15 protein-coding genes are annotated in these 16,335 nt (G+C 59.1%); 8 read left to right on the top strand and 7 right to left on the bottom strand.

Annotation, left to right across the window (positions count from 1 at the left end):
• Nucleotides 1-123: 123 nt before the first annotated feature.
• Genes PI739_RS13360 through PI739_RS13345 form a run of 4 tightly spaced genes read right to left on the bottom strand, consistent with a single transcriptional unit; the run spans nt 124 to nt 4,616 of the window.
• On the bottom strand, nt 124-1,341 hold the full coding sequence (locus PI739_RS13360) for a DUF4350 domain-containing protein (RefSeq protein WP_054082077.1): 1,218 nt from the start codon (nt 1,339-1,341) through the stop codon (nt 124-126).
• Nucleotides 1,338-2,927, bottom strand: a complete 1,590-nt coding sequence (locus PI739_RS13355) for a DUF4129 domain-containing protein (RefSeq protein WP_032609155.1) — start codon at nt 2,925-2,927, stop codon at nt 1,338-1,340. Before PI739_RS13355 ends, PI739_RS13360 begins: the two co-directional genes overlap by 4 nt.
• Nucleotides 2,914-3,894, bottom strand: coding sequence for a stage II sporulation protein M (locus PI739_RS13350; RefSeq protein ID WP_044308899.1), 981 nt, complete (start codon nt 3,892-3,894; stop codon nt 2,914-2,916). The genes PI739_RS13355 and PI739_RS13350 overlap by 14 nt, the downstream gene beginning before the upstream one ends.
• The gene (locus tag PI739_RS13345) at nt 3,891-4,616 is read right to left on the bottom strand and encodes an RDD family protein (RefSeq protein WP_054082078.1); all 726 of its coding nucleotides are present in this window, start codon (nt 4,614-4,616) and stop codon (nt 3,891-3,893) included. The genes PI739_RS13350 and PI739_RS13345 overlap by 4 nt, the downstream gene beginning before the upstream one ends.
• 180 nt (nt 4,617-4,796) lie before the next feature.
• Here PI739_RS13345 and sbcB point away from each other — a divergent pair, with 180 nt between their 5' ends.
• Nucleotides 4,797-6,227, top strand: a complete 1,431-nt coding sequence (sbcB, locus tag PI739_RS13340; RefSeq protein WP_054082079.1) for an exodeoxyribonuclease I — start codon at nt 4,797-4,799, stop codon at nt 6,225-6,227.
• A 73-nt stretch (nt 6,228-6,300) separates the two neighbouring features.
• Here sbcB and mvaT read toward each other — a convergent pair whose 3' ends face one another.
• On the bottom strand, nt 6,301-6,681 hold the full coding sequence (gene mvaT / locus PI739_RS13335) for a histone-like nucleoid-structuring protein MvaT (RefSeq protein WP_002554971.1): 381 nt from the start codon (nt 6,679-6,681) through the stop codon (nt 6,301-6,303).
• 358 nt (nt 6,682-7,039) lie between these two features.
• Between mvaT and purU the strand changes: the two genes are divergently transcribed.
• Together purU and PI739_RS13325 are read left to right on the top strand one after the other, a co-directional pair.
• Nucleotides 7,040-7,891 (top strand): formyltetrahydrofolate deformylase, encoded by an 852-nt coding sequence (gene purU / locus PI739_RS13330; RefSeq protein ID WP_003363851.1) that lies wholly within the window; start codon nt 7,040-7,042, stop codon nt 7,889-7,891.
• A gap of 76 nt (nt 7,892-7,967) precedes the next feature.
• Nucleotides 7,968-8,168: a hypothetical protein gene (locus tag PI739_RS13325; protein ID WP_003363849.1), complete on the top strand. Its 201-nt coding sequence runs from the start codon at nt 7,968-7,970 to the stop codon at nt 8,166-8,168.
• A 49-nt stretch (nt 8,169-8,217) separates the two neighbouring features.
• Here PI739_RS13325 and PI739_RS13320 read toward each other — a convergent pair whose 3' ends face one another.
• Nucleotides 8,218-9,690 carry an inorganic phosphate transporter gene (locus PI739_RS13320; protein WP_003363847.1) on the bottom strand — a complete coding sequence of 491 codons (1,473 nt, stop codon included), beginning with the start codon at nt 9,688-9,690 and terminating at the stop codon, nt 8,218-8,220.
• A gap of 205 nt (nt 9,691-9,895) precedes the next feature.
• Nucleotides 9,896-10,093 (bottom strand): hypothetical protein, encoded by a 198-nt coding sequence (locus PI739_RS13315; protein WP_002554967.1) that lies wholly within the window; start codon nt 10,091-10,093, stop codon nt 9,896-9,898.
• Nucleotides 10,094-10,950: 857 nt separating this feature from the next.
• On the opposite strand from PI739_RS13315, the gene pcaR reads away from it, so the two are divergent.
• From pcaR to PI739_RS13290, 5 genes are all read left to right on the top strand, one after another.
• Nucleotides 10,951-11,793 carry a pca regulon transcriptional regulator PcaR gene (gene pcaR, locus PI739_RS13310; RefSeq protein ID WP_003363842.1) on the top strand — a complete coding sequence of 281 codons (843 nt, stop codon included), beginning with the start codon at nt 10,951-10,953 and terminating at the stop codon, nt 11,791-11,793.
• A 156-nt stretch (nt 11,794-11,949) separates the two neighbouring features.
• On the top strand, nt 11,950-12,807 hold the full coding sequence (locus PI739_RS13305) for a CoA transferase subunit A (protein ID WP_003363839.1): 858 nt from the start codon (nt 11,950-11,952) through the stop codon (nt 12,805-12,807).
• Nucleotides 12,804-13,586: a CoA-transferase subunit beta gene (locus tag PI739_RS13300; protein ID WP_170846028.1), complete on the top strand. Its 783-nt coding sequence runs from the start codon at nt 12,804-12,806 to the stop codon at nt 13,584-13,586. Before PI739_RS13305 ends, PI739_RS13300 begins: the two co-directional genes overlap by 4 nt.
• The gene (gene pcaF / locus PI739_RS13295; RefSeq protein WP_003431382.1) at nt 13,586-14,785 is read left to right on the top strand and encodes a 3-oxoadipyl-CoA thiolase; all 1,200 of its coding nucleotides are present in this window, start codon (nt 13,586-13,588) and stop codon (nt 14,783-14,785) included. The genes PI739_RS13300 and pcaF overlap by 1 nt, the downstream gene beginning before the upstream one ends.
• A gap of 212 nt (nt 14,786-14,997) precedes the next feature.
• Nucleotides 14,998-16,299: an MFS family transporter gene (locus PI739_RS13290; RefSeq protein ID WP_003431380.1), complete on the top strand. Its 1,302-nt coding sequence runs from the start codon at nt 14,998-15,000 to the stop codon at nt 16,297-16,299.
• The last annotated feature ends 36 nt before the right edge of the window (nt 16,300-16,335 follow it).

The raw sequence follows: 16,335 nt of genomic DNA, 5'->3' as shown, positions 1-16,335 counted from the left end.
ATTCGTTATACGCTGCTGGACGTGGTTTATCGGACAGGGCTCACTGGAATGATCCCTATTCGGCCTGGCATTCACACACCGGGTGATTGATGTACAGAAAAACGGCCCTCTGCGGGTGCCGGGTTACAAGGCATTCCTGAGCGTTTGCAGGTGGGCTACCTGGCGGGTGAATTCGCTGTGTGACAGGCGTTGCGGCGGGCGAGGGCGCAGTGCGTCGCTGATGGCGCTGGTGGGCTGACGGGTCAGGCGTGCAAGCACTTGCCACTGTTCGGCAACAACCAGCCGCTCGAAACCGGGATGCAGTTGGCGGGCGCGACGCAGGATGTCCTGTTGCAGGCGTTTGATCAGCGCCTGCTGCCCGGTGTGTTTGCGCAGGAACTCGGCACTGGCGCGCAGGTGCTCGGTCAGTTGGCGGCGTGCAAGTGGCGCGGGCCTGCGCAACGGGCCCTCGCGCAGACCGATGTGCCAGAGACCCAGGCCGATCAGCAGTACCAGCGTCAGCAGCGCCTGAGGATAGTTACGCAGCAACAGGCTCAGCAGGTTGTCGTGTTCGGTTTGCAGCACCAGGGTCACTTGGCTGTCCTGCGTCAGATACCAGAGCAGCCAGGCATTGTCATAGTGGCCGATCGAGCGGGTTTTCCACAGGTTGGCGTCCGTGACGACGGTGATCAGCCCGTTGCCCCGGCTTATTTGCAGCAGGTGTGTGGCATCGGCGCTGTTGGCCCAGGATTGAGCGTTATCTTCCGGGTCTTCGAGGTGAAACGCCGGATCGAAACTCATGTAGGCCGGGGCGCTCTCGTTTTCCAGGTACAGGCGGGTCAGCTCCGGCCAGGGCATTTTCTTGCGTTTGGGGGCGGGCGTCATCAGCGGGATGGGCAGTGGCGGCTGAGCGTCGGTCAACTGCTGTTCCTTGGCATTGATGTCTTTGGTGAGGTACTGATGAATCTGCAGACTGTCCAGCAGCAGGTCGCCGCTGCGGCCTTTTTGTTCGTCCCAAAGTTGTTCGGCGACGAACAGCAGGTGCCCGCCTGCCTCGGCCCAGTTCAGCAGCTTTTGGGTTTGCGCCGGGGTTATGTCTTCCCGGTCATCGAGCAGCAGCAGGGTCTGGGTGCTCTGAGTCGGGTCGGGAAGTTGAGCCAGCGTGTCGATGGTATTGACCGTGATGGAGCGGCCACGCAGAAAATGTTCGGCCGCCAGCCAGGGATTGGCCTTCGCCTGTGGCGAGGGGCCCTGATCGACCGTTTTCTCGTAGCGCTCGAGCTGAGTGCTCAGAAACAGCGCGCCGCCTGCCAGCAGCAACAGGGCCAGCAGCCCGATCAGCAGGCCGGTGCGGCGGCTCATGGCTGCGCTGCCTGGCTGAACAGACGACGCCAGCCATCGCAGAGTTCCTGCCGAGCATGGGCCGGTGGCAGGCGATGTCCATAGGCGAGGTTCTGCCAGTGCAGGGTCAGCGTGTGGCTGAACTCACTCAGCCGCGGCTGGTTGAGCGCGGCGATACGTTCCAGCACCTGACTTTCGGTATCGGCATTTTTTAATGGCAATCGATAGTCGCTCAGCAAGCGGCTGAGCAGGGCGCGATACAACAGACCCAGCGCTTCGCGAGGCTGGCTGTTCCAGAGCTGTTCGGCCCGGCCGGCAACATCGTCGGGCAGGCTTTCGGCACTGACTTGCAGGCCGAAAAGTTGCTCCGGCGCCGGGCGGGTGGTTTTTACCTTGCTGACCTCTCGGCCTGCGAAGGTCCTGAACCAGTCCCGATAACGGAAGATCACCAGCCCCACAAGCACGATGACCACGGCCCACAGCAGCACTTCAATCAGGCTGGCCAGGGCGCTCGCTGCGCGCAGAAGCCGATTGAGCCAGGTCATCAGCCAGCTCTGGTCGCGCGTGTCCCGAGCCGCAGACTGGCCTTTCTGTTTTTCAGGAAAGCGCCAGCCGGTTTCAGTCTTTGGATTACGGAAGGGCGGTTGTTGCAGAACGTTCTGGATCTGGCTGCGTGCCGCTTCGCTGGTCAGGGACTGGCGGGTCAGGCGCGGTGTGTCGGGCGCGGCCATGGACGGGTCAGGGTCCGTCTGAGCGGTTTCCGGCAATGGGCAGCTGTAGCTGGGTTGATCGGCCCAAGCCGGTGCTGGCGCTGCAGAAAGTACCAGCCCGACGCCCATCAACACCGCATAGGCCGTGCCGATCAGGCGCTGCCGCAGGCGCCGGAAGATCAGCTCTATATCCCAGGCTTCAAGAACCGTGCGGCGATTCAAATACAGGGTGAAGCCGCAGGCGACATACACAGGCTCCCAGATGACCAGCGCCAGGGCATAGAAAAGGTTGGTCAGGTGGTCGATCCATAGCCACTGGTTTTCAACGTCGAGCAGACTCATCCAGTGCCAGTCGATCTGGATCTGCTGCGGTATCAGGGCGTAGAGCAGGATCAGCAGGCCTATCCATAGTGCGTATTCCAGGTGTGCGCCAACGATGGTGAGCAACTGTGCGGCACGCAGGTCTTTCTGGCTTAGCAGGCTGATGCGCAGGGCGCGCTCGGTACCTGCCAGATGCTCCAGTTGCTGCACCGGCAGTTGGAAACTGCGACTCAGGGAAAGACGCCGCCACAGGAGGCTGGGCAGCAGTTGCTCCTTCAGTGTCGCCGGCCATGCCTTGAGGGCCTGTCGCAGTGTCGGCGTGGCACCGAACAGTGACTGCGAAAGGATCAGCAGCGGCAACCGTTCGAACGCAGGTTTGAGCCACCAGAACAGCAGGATGGCGGCCGTGGGGTAATCCCAGAGCAACGCACTGAGGATGCCGAAAAAGGGCAGGGTGACGATTGCCCAACTGCTCATCAGCACGCGGCGGTGCCGCCCGGCGAGCAGCACGCCCAGGTCGATGGCTTCCCAGGGCAAGCGCGGGCGTATGGCAACGGTCGACTCAGTCAGGCGCATGAGGTGTACGTCCTGCCAGAGTCAGATACGCGGCCACCATCACCCACAGGACGGTACCTGTCACGTACTTGAGAAGTGGTCCGGGCCAGGTCATCGATGACCAGTACGCCTCGATGAAGGCTGCGATCAGCAGAAACAGGATTACCCCGCCGACCAGTTGCATACTGGCCCGCGCGGCGATGCGCAGCGCGGCACTGCGCGTCAGCCTTCCGGGTGCCAGCAAGGCCCAGCCCAGCTTGAGACCCGCCGCCCCGGCCAGGGCGATGGCCGTCAGCTCGAAGGCGCCGTGACCAATGACGAAGGGCCAGAAGGTCTGTCCGTATCCGATGTCTGTCAGGTGCCCGGCGATTGCGCCGGTCATCAAGCCGTTGAAGAGCAGGAAGAACAGGCTACCCAGCCCGAACAGCAAACCGCTGGCATAGGTCTGGAAGGCGATACCGATGTTGTTCATGATGTAGTAGCCGAACATCATCCAGTCCGTATCGGAACCCCGCTCGACGGGCTGTCCGACCCGGCTGGCCGACGGGTCATACATGCTCTGCATGTCTGCCAGTTGTTCGGGGCTGACGACGCTGTAGATCAGTTGTGGAAAACCATACACCAGCAACGCCATGCCGATCAGGCTGCCGAACAGCAGGAGGCTGGCAACCAGTACAAAGCGCCACTCGGCCCGCACGCGTCGCGGAAAGCCGCTCAGAACGAAGCTCAGCAGTCGTACCCCGGCAGTGCTGCGGTGACGGTAGAGTTGCTGGTGACCGCGCATGGCCAATTGGTGCAGGGGGTCGACCAGATGGCTGCTGTAGCCGCGCTCCTGGGCCAGCGCCAGATGGTGGCAGAGGCGTCGATAATCGCCGGGAAAGCTCTCGCCGTCGCTGACATCGCCCTTGCCCTGTTCAAGGGCCGTCAGGCGCTGCTCAAAGCGTTGCCACTCCTGCTGATGGCGGGTTTCAAACAGGCTCTGCTTCATGTCGGCCCCAGCAGGTGGCGGGCGATGCCGTTGACATGAGCGACCGCCGTGTCGGCGGGGATACGCAAGGGTTCGGCAAGGATGGCCGCCAGTTCCTGGGTTCGTGCGCTGGACAGTTCACCCTGCCGCTCCGCCAGGCCGAGCACCGCCCGCTGTTCATCCAGATGCAGGGCAAAGGGCACTATGACCGGTTCGGCCTGCGGCAGGGTGGGGCGCGCCACCGGCCGGTCGCTGTAAATCACCAGCGTTCCGGCGGCGAGATCACCCAGCCGTTTGAATAGCGGATGGTTCAGACAAGTGATCGCCCCCAGCCCGTAGCCCAGCGGGAGCATGTCGACGAAGCGCAGTAGATTGCGGATCAGCGACGAAGACCAGTCTATGGGCGTGCCGTCGTCATGCACCACCCGCAGCCCGAGCATGCGCTTTCCGGGTGTGCGTCCCTGGTTGAGCACTTCAAACAGCACCATGTACCACCAGTTCAGCAGAAAAAACACCAAAGCGGCCAGACCCATGCCGAGCTTGTCGAACAGTTGCAGAAGCACAAAGAACACGCCGATGAGGGCTGCGCGAATAGCAAAGTCGATGCCGAACGCCAGTGCGCGGGAAACCAGCCCGGCAGGGCGCAGAAGCATGTCGATGCCTTCTGGCGTTTCGATTTCAATGCGCGTGTCCAATGGCGTGGGCAGCGCTGCATTCCTTGGCGAAGCGGGACGGGATGACATTGTCGGAAGGACGCGCCTGAAAACGAAAACTGATGCTAGCTACCGCAGCGGAGCTAAGCAACCGACCATTCAATACGCGGGCCGTAAGAAAACATTTCCCGGTGCGCCGGATACGACCCGATTAGCCAATGACACCTGTCACGCCCTACACTTCGCGGGTCTTTTGTTCAGGATCAGCCCGTGACTTCCAGCATCTTCTGGTACGACTACGAAACCACCGGTATCAACCCGCGCAATGATCGTGCGCTGCAGATGGCCGGGATTCGCACGGATACCGACCTCAATGAAATCGCGGCTCCGGTCAATCTGCACTGCCAGCTCAGCGATGACATCCTGCCTCATCCTGCCGCCTGCATGATTACCGGAATCACTCCAGCCACGCTGGTAGAAAAAGGCTTGTGCGAGGCCGATTTCATGACGCGCGTACATGCCGAACTGTCGGCACCGGGTACCTGTGGCGCGGGTTACAACACCTTGCGTTTTGATGACGAAGTCACGCGCTACAGTTTTTATCGCAACTTCTTCGACCCCTATGCCCGCGAATGGCAGGGGGGCAACAGTCGCTGGGATCTGATCGATGTTGTCCGGGCTGCCTATGCATTGCGCCCCGATGGCATTGTCTGGCCGGAACAGGACGGTCGGGTCACGCTGAAACTGGAGCGGCTGACGGCTGCCAATGGTATTGATCATGGACAGGCGCACGACGCGTTATCCGATGTGCGTGCAACTATTGCTCTGGCCCGTTTGATTCGTGAAAAGCAGCCGAAGCTTTATGACTATTTGTTTGCATTGCGCAGCAAACAGAAAGTCCAGGAGCAGGTTCGCCTGATGCAGCCTCTGGTGCATATTTCCGGACGCTTTTCTGCGGCGCGCAATTACCTCGGCGTGGTGCTGCCGTTGGCATGGCACCCGCATAATCGCAATGCGCTGATCGTGTGTGATCTGCACCTGGATCATTCACCGTTGTTGCACGAGGACGCTGAAATACTCAAACGGCGTTTATATACGCGGCACGATGCGCTGGGCGACGGCGAATTGCCCGTGCCGCTCAAACTATTGCATATAAACCGCTGCCCGGTGATCGCGCCGCTGGGGGTGCTGCGTAGCGAAGATCAGCAGCGGCTGCAACTGGACATGGCCGGCTATCAGGCACGCGCGACGCAATTGAGTGAACACCGCGAAGTTTGGCACGATAAACTGGCGGCCGTTTACGGCAAGGACGATTTCGCCGCAAGTGAAGATCCCGAACAGCAGTTATATGATGGTTTTATGGGGGACCGTGATCGTCGACTGTGTGAGCAAGTTCGGCAGGCCGAACCCGAACAATTGGCGCGTGACGCCTGGCCGTTTGATGATGCCCGATTGCCTGAATTGTTATTCCGGTATCGCGCTCGTAACTTTCCTGACACCTTGAGTGGCGAAGAGCAAACACGCTGGCGGGATTTCTGTCAGCAGCGATTGCGCAGCCCGGAATGGGGCGCTCCCAACACCCTGCATGACTTTACGGCCGCATTGATAAAATGCTCCCTTAGTGCCGCGCCAGAGCAGTTGGAGGTGTTGCGGCAATGGCAGGATTATGCAAACGAACTGAGTAACCGTCTGGGCGTATAGAAAATACCGGGCAATAAAAAACGCCAGCAAGCTGGCGTTTTTGCAATCGCGATGAACCGCGACCTTGTGAAGCTTAGCCCAGCAAAGTGGCCCAGCTTTCAACGTCGTCGCTGCCCCACTTGGCTTTCCACTCTTTCAGCGTCTTGTGGTTGCCACCTTTGGTTTCGATGACTTCACCGTTGTGCGGGTTCTTGTATTGCTTGACCTTGCGCGCGCGTTTGGTGCCGGCAGGTTTAACAGCGCCGCCACGAGGGGCCTTGTTTACCTTGGCATCCGGATCCAGCAGGGCAATGATGTCACGCAGCGACTTTTGGTATTCGCCCATCAGCGTGCGCAGTTTGCCTTCGAATTCCAGCTCGGTTTGCAGTTTGTCGTCTTGCGACAGGTTCTTCAAACGGGCTTGCAGTTCTTTGATGGCTTCTTCTGTGGCGCGGTATTCGTTGATCAGGGACATGAGGAGACCTTATGTTGTGAGGGTTGCAGGGATACAGTGCGGCAATAATAGTCACTGTAAATGAGCAAGTAAACATTAAATAAAAGTTTTATTTGAATTATTTAGCAATATACACGCGTCCTACAGACCTCTGAACTAGGGGTGGGCCGTGCGTCCTTCAAAAGATCGCCGCTATAAAGCCCTCCTTATTACAGGTTTTGTTTAGCGGCGGACCCCGTAAAAACCCATACTGGCAAGGTGCAATCTTTGGCCTTGGCGGTGTGCTTTTTCGGCATCGGAATTCAGGCAACAGAGATACTGCAGTTTTGCTGCGCAGCCGCTAGAATAGCGGCTTTGCGAAGTTCTGGAGTTTCCCCTAATGCGCACTTTTCGTCTGGTGATTGCTTGCCCGGACCGTGTAGGCATCGTTGCCAAAGTCAGTAACTTTCTGGCGTCCCATAACGGCTGGATCACCGAAGCGAGTCATCATTCTGACAATCTCAGCGGCTGGTTTTTCATGCGTCACGAGATTCGTGCCGACACCCTGCCTTTTGACCTGGACGGGTTCCGTGAAGCCTTCACGCCGATCGCCGAAGAGTTTTCGATGGACTGGCGCATTACCGACTCGGCGCAGAAGAAGCGCGTCGTGCTCATGGCAAGTCGTGAATCGCACTGTCTGGCTGACCTGCTGCACCGTTGGCACAGTGATGAACTCGACTGCGACATCGCCTGTGTGATTTCAAACCACCAGGACCTGCGCAGCATGGTCGAGTGGCATGACATCCCTTACTACCATGTTCCGGTGGACCCGAAAGACAAGGAGCCTGCGTTCGCCGAGGTATCGCGTCTGGTCGGTCATCACCAGGCCGACGTCGTGGTTCTGGCGCGTTACATGCAGATCCTGCCGCCACAGCTGTGCCGTGAATATGCCCATCAGGTCATCAATATCCACCACAGCTTCCTGCCATCGTTCGTCGGCGCCAAGCCTTATCACCAGGCCTCGTTGCGTGGCGTCAAACTGATCGGTGCGACCTGTCACTATGTGACCGAAGAGCTCGACGCCGGTCCGATCATCGAGCAGGACGTCGTGCGCGTCAGCCACCGTGACAGCATCGAAAACATGGTGCGTTTCGGCCGCGACGTGGAAAAAATGGTGCTGGCCCGCGGCCTGCGCGCTCACCTGGAAGACCGCGTTCTGGTTCACGACAACAAGACAGTCGTCTTCGACTGATCTATCTTTTCCGGAGCGCGCCCGTCGCGCTCCCGACTCAATGTCGGCAATGGTGCAACGCGCAAGGTGACCGCCAATGACCGATCCTCTCGACAAAGCCACCTCCACCGCTCCGGCAACGCTTGGCGAAGGCTGCCTGAGCCGCTATGACCCTGCTGAACTGACTGCGGAAAACGGCACTGATTTCGACGGAGCCGCAGCACTGTGGCGCGAGCTGCAGCAAGCGCAAGCGCCTGATGAAGGGCTTGAGGAGGAGGGGACGCAAGAGGGGAAGTGAGTCAAACCCTTGAGCGGCGCCATGCATGCACCGCCCAAAGGGTTTCAGATCAGGCCAGGGCTTTGGAAGCCAGCCAGAACAGCGCTGCGGACAAGGCGACGGTCGCCGGCAGGGTCAGCACCCAGGCCAGCAGGATGGTGCGCACGGTTCCGCCTTGCAGGCCGCTCTTGTTGGCGACCATGGTGCCAGCTACACCCGACGACAGAATGTGCGTGGTGGAGACTGGCAGACTGAACACGTTGGCCAGACCAATCGCGCAGGCGGTGGTGATTTGCGCCGACATGCCTTGTGCGTAAGTCATGCCCTGCTTGCCGATCTTCTCGCCGATTGTCAGGACCACGCGTTTCCAGCCGACCATGGTGCCGATGCCCAGCGCCAGTGCTACCGCGAGAATCACCCAGAACGGTGCGTATTCGGTGGTGGTGGTCAGGTCCTTGCGAAGTTTCTCCAGGTCGGATTTTTCACGCGCTGACAGGTCCGGAAGTTTGCCGACCTTGCGGGCGGTGTCGTCCAGGCACAACAGATAGCGACGTACTTCGATGCGGCTTTCAGGGGCCAGCGCGTGGTAGTCGGACACGCCTTTCAGGCGGTCGAGCAGCGCGTCGATGGTAGGTTCGGTCTGCTTCGGATTACAGGCGGAGCTGGACGGCAGGTCGCCTTTTTCAGCTTTACCCATCGCCAGATATTCACCCAGCGTGCTGCTGTTGCGCTGATAGAACTGGCTCAGGTGCTGGGTCGCATCGCGGGTGCGTTCGATCTGATAGGTGGTGCTGGTGAGGTCAAGCACGAACTGGCTGGGCACGATACCGATCAGCACCAGCATGATCAGGCCAATGCCTTTCTGGCCGTCATTCGAACCGTGTACGAAGCTGACCGCCATGGCGGAAATGACCAGCACCAGACGGTTCCAGAACGGCGGGTGCTTCTTGTCATCCAGCTTGCGGCGCTGGTCGGGGGTCTTGTGCATCTTCGACAGCGGGCGCCACCATTTCAAGGCAACCAGCACCAGACCCGCAACGATAAAGCCGGCCAGCGGCGAGAACACCAGCGAAGCACCGATATCGATCGCTTTTTGCCAGTTCACGCCATCGGCCAACGGGATATCGTTGAGCAGCGCATTGGCCAGACCCACACCGAGTATCGAGCCGATCAGCGTATGCGAACTGGAGGCCGGAATACCGAAGTACCAGGTACCGAGGTTCCAGGTAATCGCCGCCGCCAGCAGCGAGAACACCATGGCCAGGCCATGTCCGGTGTTGACGTTGATGAGCAGCTCGACCGGCAGCAGATGGACGATGGCATAGGCAACGCCTACGCCGCCCAGCAACACGCCGAGAAAGTTGAATACACCGGAAAAGAACACGGCCAGATGAGGCGGCATCGCTTTGGTGTAAATGACTGTCGCCACCGCGTTGGCGGTGTCATGAAAGCCGTTGATGAACTCGAAGGTGAGGACGAAAGCCAGGGCGAGCAACAGGCTCACAAGCACCCAGGCATCAAGCCCGCTGAATAAATCGATCATGTAGGTTTTCTGACCGGGTCTGAAGGGGGCGCGATTATGACAGAAAAAATACCGAACGACTTGTCGTCACCGCCAGGTGTCGCCTCAAACCAAAAAAAAGACGCATGAGCGCCGCCCCGTTGAATGCTCAATGAGGCAGTAAGGCGTGTAATTCAGGGTGCTGGAAGTGAGAGGCGAATCGGGCTGGGTCATCAGACCCGCGCTGTCACGGCTCTTCTTTCAGGCCTTCTTCCATTTTTTGCAGTTCTTGCTTGAACGCCTGGTCCAGCAGGCTGGCTCTTTTGCGCCAGGGCTTGCGTTCCGGTTCCGGTTGCGCGGCGTAGGTGGTGATTTCACCGCCGTAGACATCCTTGTAGCGTTGCTCCTGGCGCTCAAGTTCCGCGCGCAGTTCATCTTTAGTCACTTTAATACCTGTTTGAGTCGAATGGGCTCTGGCGATGACGCAAAACATTGCAAGTATGTTCACTCCAGTCTGGCTGTATACCCAATACAGTCAGCGACCTGTTCGGACAATTGCGCGAAAGGTTTACCGGACATGCCTGTTGTTGTCTGCGGCTACGTGCACCAGAGAAAAACACCTGTCGTAGCGACACTCGTTTGATTTCAAGCGCAGGGCTTGCGCTGGCAGGCCTGCTTAAGGTCTCGCTGCGAGGGTGCACCGCGACAACGCGCCGACAGGACAGTCGAGGCGGGAATCGGGTGAACGGATCAATCGTTGCGAGGGTAATGCCGACCAACTGACGGATACTATCTCCAAGAACTTCTGCTACGTCAACAACAGAGGTTGAATGAGTTCACAGGTCTGGTTTTTTTGTACGATTGTTCCGAAGTTTCAGTGAGCCGTTTATATGACATAAGTTTTATAAAACAGTTTTCACTTTCGACGACAAAATGTTGGCGAAGAAATTCAACGCCTTTTATATGCAGGATGTGTGGAGTTACGCGGCGGGCACAGACCGGGAGCGGGATGACGAGGAGGGGGTCGCAAGCGTCTGTCGCGCGGAAGGTGCCTGAATAATGAAAACGGCCTTGCTTGGTGAGCAAGGCCGCTGCCTTGGACTTCTCAGTGGGTACCTGACCAGTATTTCCAAGAAGTCACTTCATGGCAGAGGTAAAGGTATAAGTATATTTACATGGGGTCAATTGCGATTATCGGCCACCTGTTCGATAATCGCACAAGTGGGTGCGGGTTTCGCTTCTCTAAAAAGAGCTGAAACCTGCGGTTTACAGGGCTTCAAGGCAGTTACATAAGGTGTGTCAATGAACGACGAACTGCGTAAATCTTTTGCCTCATTGGCACCGCCCATCGTGGCATCGCCCGCAAAGCGCATTCAGGCGCTGACCGGTGACCCGGATTTCATGACGTCGCTGGCGCGTGGGCTGGCCGTGATTCACGCCTTTCAAGAGCGCAAGCGGCACCTGACCATTGCGCAGATCAGCCACCGCACGGAAATCCCCCGCGCGGCAGTTCGCCGTTGCCTTCACACGCTGATCAAGCTCGGTTATGCGACCACTGACGGCCGTACCTACTCGCTACTGCCCAAGGTGCTGACCTTGGGCCACGCCTATTTGTCATCGACGCCACTGGCAACGTCTTCGCAGCCTTATCTGGACCGTATGAGTGACCAGTTGCATGAGGCGTGCAACATGGCCACGCTGGAAGGCGACGACATTCTTTATATAGCGCGCTCTGCCACGACGCAGCGGCTGATCTCGGTCGACCTCTCAGTGGGCGGCCGTCTTCCCGCGTACTGCACGTCCATGGGCCGCATTCTGCTGGCCGCACTCGATGACGTGTCGTTGCATGAATACCTTGACCATGTGGATCTGCAGCCCAAGACCAGCCGCACCATTCGCACGCCGGAAGCCCTGCTCGAATGTCTGCAACTGGTTCGGCAGCAGGGCTGGTGCATTGTCGATCAGGAACTGGAGCAGGGGCTGCGTTCGATTGCCGTGCCGGTCTATGATGCGTCGGGCCAGGTGCTGGCCGCGCTGAATGTCAGCACCAGTGCCGGGCGTGTGGCACGCAGCGAGCTGGAGCAGCGCTTTTTGCCGATCATGCTCGATGCCAGTCGTGACCTGAGCACGCAACTGTTTACCTGACGTGGCCGTGTTTTCGACTGATTGAATTCGTTCGATTACCGAACGTTTAGTCGATTATCGGATTGTTTGCCCTCGTGCTCAGGCATAACCTCATTTTCATTCCGGCGCAGGTCTTCGCGCTGATCATTGAACGTGATGTTGGGTTCGGAGCACCTCATGGCAGACATTCTTTCTCTACGCGATGCGGTGAAGCAACTGGTCAACGATGGCGACACCGTTGCGCTGGAAGGCTTCACTCATCTGATCCCCACGGCCGCCGGCCATGAAATCATCCGTCAGGGTAAAAAAGACCTGACCCTGGTGCGCATGACGCCTGACCTGATCTACGACCAGTTGATCGGCGCCGGTTGTGCGAAGCGGCTGATTTTTTCGTGGGGCGGCAACCCTGGGGTTGGCTCCTTGCACCGTTTGCGCGATGCCGTTGAAAAACAGTGGCCGCGTGAAATGGAAATTGAAGAGCACAGCCACGCCGACCTCGCCAACGCCTATGTCGCTGGCGCATCCGGTCTGCCGTTTGCGGTGCTGCGCGCTTATGCCGGGTCCGACCTGCCGAAGGTCAACCCGCTGATCAAGACGGTCACCTGCCCGTTCACCGGCGAAGTATTGGCAGCGGTGCCTTCGGTACGTCCCGACGTCACCGTGATTCATGCGCAGAAAGCCGACCGCAAGGGCAACGTGCTGTTGTGGGGCATTCTCGGTGCGCAGAAAGAAGCCGCGCTGGCTGCGAAGCGTTGCATTGTGACGGTGGAGGAAATCGTCGATGACCTCAAGGCACCGATGAATTCCTGCGTGCTGCCAACCTGGGCGCTGAGTGCGGTGTGCCTGGTGCCAGGTGGCGCTCACCCGTCTTATGCGCACGGCTACTACGAGCGTGACAATCCGTTCTATCAGGCTTGGGACCCGATCGCCCGAGACCGGGAGACGTTCACGGCGTGGATCGATGAATACATCCACGGCACCGCAGACTTCAGTGAATTCCAGAGCAAGCTGGCTCGCGCTTCGGAGGCCAAATAATGACTTACTCCACCAGTGAAATGATGACCGTTGCAGCAGCCCGTCGTCTGCGTAATGGCTCGGTGTGCTTCGTTGGCATCGGTCTGCCCTCCAAGGCTGCGAACCTGGCGCGTCTGACATCAGCACCCGACGTGGTGCTGATCTACGAGTCCGGCCCGATTGGTGCCAAACCTACCGTGTTGCCGCTGTCGATTGGCGATGGCGAGTTGGCGGAAACCGCCGACACGGTGGTATCCACCAGCGAAATCTTTCGTTACTGGCTGCAGGGCGGGCGCGTCGACGTCGGCTTTCTCGGCGCGGCGCAGGTCGACCGTTTCGGCAACATCAACACCACCGTGGTCGGCGATTACCATCATCCAAAAGTGCGTCTGCCGGGAGCCGGTGGTGCGCCGGAGATCGCCGGGTCGGCCAAGTCAGTGCTGATCATTCTCAAGCAGTCGGCGCGTTCGTTCGTCGACAAGCTGGACTTCATCACCTCGGTTGGCCATGGCGAAGGCGGCGATTCGCGCAAGCGTCTGGGTCTGCCCGGTGCTGGCCCGGTGGGCATTATCACCGACCTGTGCATCATGGAGCCGGAAGCCGGCACCCATGAGTTCGTCGTGACCACGCTCCACCCTGGCGTGACCCGCGAGCAGGTTATTGCCGCAACCGGCTGGGCGATCCGCTTTGCCGACACCGTTGTTGTGTCCGAAGAGCCTACTGACGTCGAACTGACGGCGCTGCGTGATCTGGAAGCACGAACCGCTGCGGCTCACGGTCAGGTTGCGGGAGAAGCGTGATGCGTGAAGTATTCATTTGCGATGCGATTCGTACGCCCATCGGTCGGTTTGGTGGCGGGTTGTCTTCAGTGCGTGCAGACGACCTGGCCGCGGTGCCGATCAAGGCGCTGATGGAGCGCAATCCTTCGGTCAACTGGGAAGAAATCGACGAAGTGTTCTTCGGCTGTGCCAACCAGGCCGGTGAGGACAACCGCAACGTTGCGCGCATGGCTGCTCTGTTGGCCGGGCTGCCGGAAAGCGTACCGGGCGTCACCCTCAATCGCCTGTGTGCTTCCGGAATGGACGCCATCGGCACCGCTTTCCGGGCCATCGCGTCAGGTGAAATCGAGCTGGCAATCGCCGGAGGCGTCGAGTCGATGTCTCGTGCGCCCTTCGTGATGGGCAAGGCCGATGCCGCGTTTTCGCGCAACATGAAGCTGGAAGACACCACTATCGGTTGGCGCTTTATCAATCCGGCGATGAAAGCGCAGTACGGCGTGGACTCAATGCCGGAGACAGGCGACAACGTTGCAACCGACTTCAGGATTTCTCGAGCCGATCAGGACGCTTTCGCCCTGCGCAGCCAGCAACGCACTGCCGTTGCCCAGGCTGCGGGCTTTTTCGAGGAAGAGATCGTGCCGGTGCGGGTCGCGCACAAAAAGGGCGAAACCATTGTCGACAAGGATGAGCATCCGCGTGGCGATACCAGTCTGGAAACCCTGAGCAAACTCAAGCCGGTCAACGGCCCGGACCGCACAGTGACTGCCGGTAATGCGTCCGGGGTCAACGACGGTGCTGCGGCGCTGATTCTAGCGTCGGCCGAAGCGGTGAAAAAGCATGGCCTGACACCCCGTGCCCGCGTACTTGGCATGGCCAGCGCGGCGGTTGCACCACGGGTGATGGGCATTGGCCCGGTGCCAGCGGTGCGTAAACTGGTCGAGCGGCTGGGCTTGGCGGTGACCGATTTCGATGTCATCGAACTCAATGAAGCATTTGCCAGCCAGGGTATTGCGGTGCTGCGCGAACTGGGTCTGGCGGACGATGCGCCGCAGGTCAATCCCAACGGCGGGGCAATTGCCCTTGGCCATCCGCTGGGCATGAGTGGCGCGCGGCTGGTGCTGACGGCGCTGCATCATCTGGAGAAAACCGGCGGGCGCAGAGGCCTGGCAACCATGTGCGTCGGCGTCGGGCAGGGGCTGGCGCTGGCCATCGAGCGGTAAGCCCTCCCGTTTCAACCTGTTGTCCAGCAACCCGGATCGTTTGTCTGCCTCCACGAAAAGGCGGGCCGATGATCCGGGTTGTTGTTCGTCCGGGCACTGGATGTTCAACCCTGCCGATTTTTCCTGGTGGCTGAATTGCTCTGACTTATTGTGCTCGATTAAAGACGGTGTTACAGATTGTTTCTTATGGACAGTTCTGCTTGGGGAAAATAATGACTACAACATCAAAAGCACCGCATTACACCGGCGAGGAGCGAAGCAAAAGAATATTCGCCATTGTCGGTGCTTCATCCGGCAACCTGGTCGAATGGTTCGACTTTTATATCTACGCCTTCTGCGCGATTTATTTCGCACCGGCTTTCTTTCCTTCCGATGATCCGACCGTTCAGTTGCTCAACACTGCAGGTGTGTTTGCCGCTGGCTTTCTGATGCGTCCGATTGGCGGCTGGCTGTTTGGTCGTGTCGCAGACAAACATGGCCGCAAGAACTCCATGCTGATTTCGGTCACCATGATGTGTGCCGGATCATTGATCATTGCCTGCCTGCCGACCTATGCATCGATTGGTGCCTGGGCGCCGGCCTTGTTGCTGATGGCGCGCCTGCTGCAAGGCCTGTCGGTGGGTGGCGAGTACGGCACCACGGCCACTTACATGAGTGAAGTGGCGTTGCGTGGCCAGCGTGGCTTTTATGCTTCGTTTCAGTACGTGACTCTGATCGGCGGGCAACTGCTGGCGGTGTTGACGGTGGTCATCCTCCAGCAATTCCTGACCACCGAAGAGTTGCGTGACTACGGCTGGCGCATCCCCTTCGTGATCGGTGCTGCCGCAGCGGTCATCGCCTTGCTGCTGCGTCGCACCCTCAACGAAACCACCACAGCCGAAAGCCGGCAGGACAAGGACGCCGGCAGTATCGCGGCACTGTTCAAGCATCATGCCGCAGCCTTCATCACAGTGCTGGGTTACACCGCCGGTGGCTCGCTGATTTTCTACACCTTCACGACCTACATGCAGAAATACCTGGTCAACACCGGAGGCATGGAAGCCAAGACCGCCAGCTACATCATGACCGGCGCGCTGTTTCTGTACATGTGCATGCAACCGTTTTTCGGCATGCTCGCGGACCGCATCGGCCGTCGCAATTCGATGCTTCTGTTCGGTGCGCTGGGTACGCTGTGTACAGTACCGATCCTGATGACGCTCAAGACCACCACCAACCCGTTCATTGCCTTTGTGCTGATTACCCTGGCGCTGGCGATCGTCAGCTTCTACACCTCGATCAGCGGGCTGGTCAAAGCCGAGATGTTTCCACCTCAGGTTCGCGCACTGGGCGTGGGGCTGGCGTATGCGGTGGCCAACGCGGTGTTCGGTGGCTCGGCTGAGTGGGTTGCGCTGAAACTCAAGAGTGCCGGGATGGAGAACAGTTTTTACTGGTACGTGACGGCCATGATGGCGGTAGCGTTCCTGTTCAGTCTGCGCTTGCCCAAAGAGCCCAAGTACCTGCATCAGGATCATTGATCGCAGGGTTTGTTTCGGCCACAAAAAAACCACCTG

It is taken from the genome of Pseudomonas cerasi (assembly GCF_027983475.1).
Classification (GTDB): Bacteria; Pseudomonadota; Gammaproteobacteria; order Pseudomonadales; family Pseudomonadaceae; genus Aquipseudomonas; species Aquipseudomonas cerasi.
The sequence above is the reverse complement of the archived record's forward strand: the minus strand, read 5'-3'. Positions and strand labels throughout refer to the sequence as shown.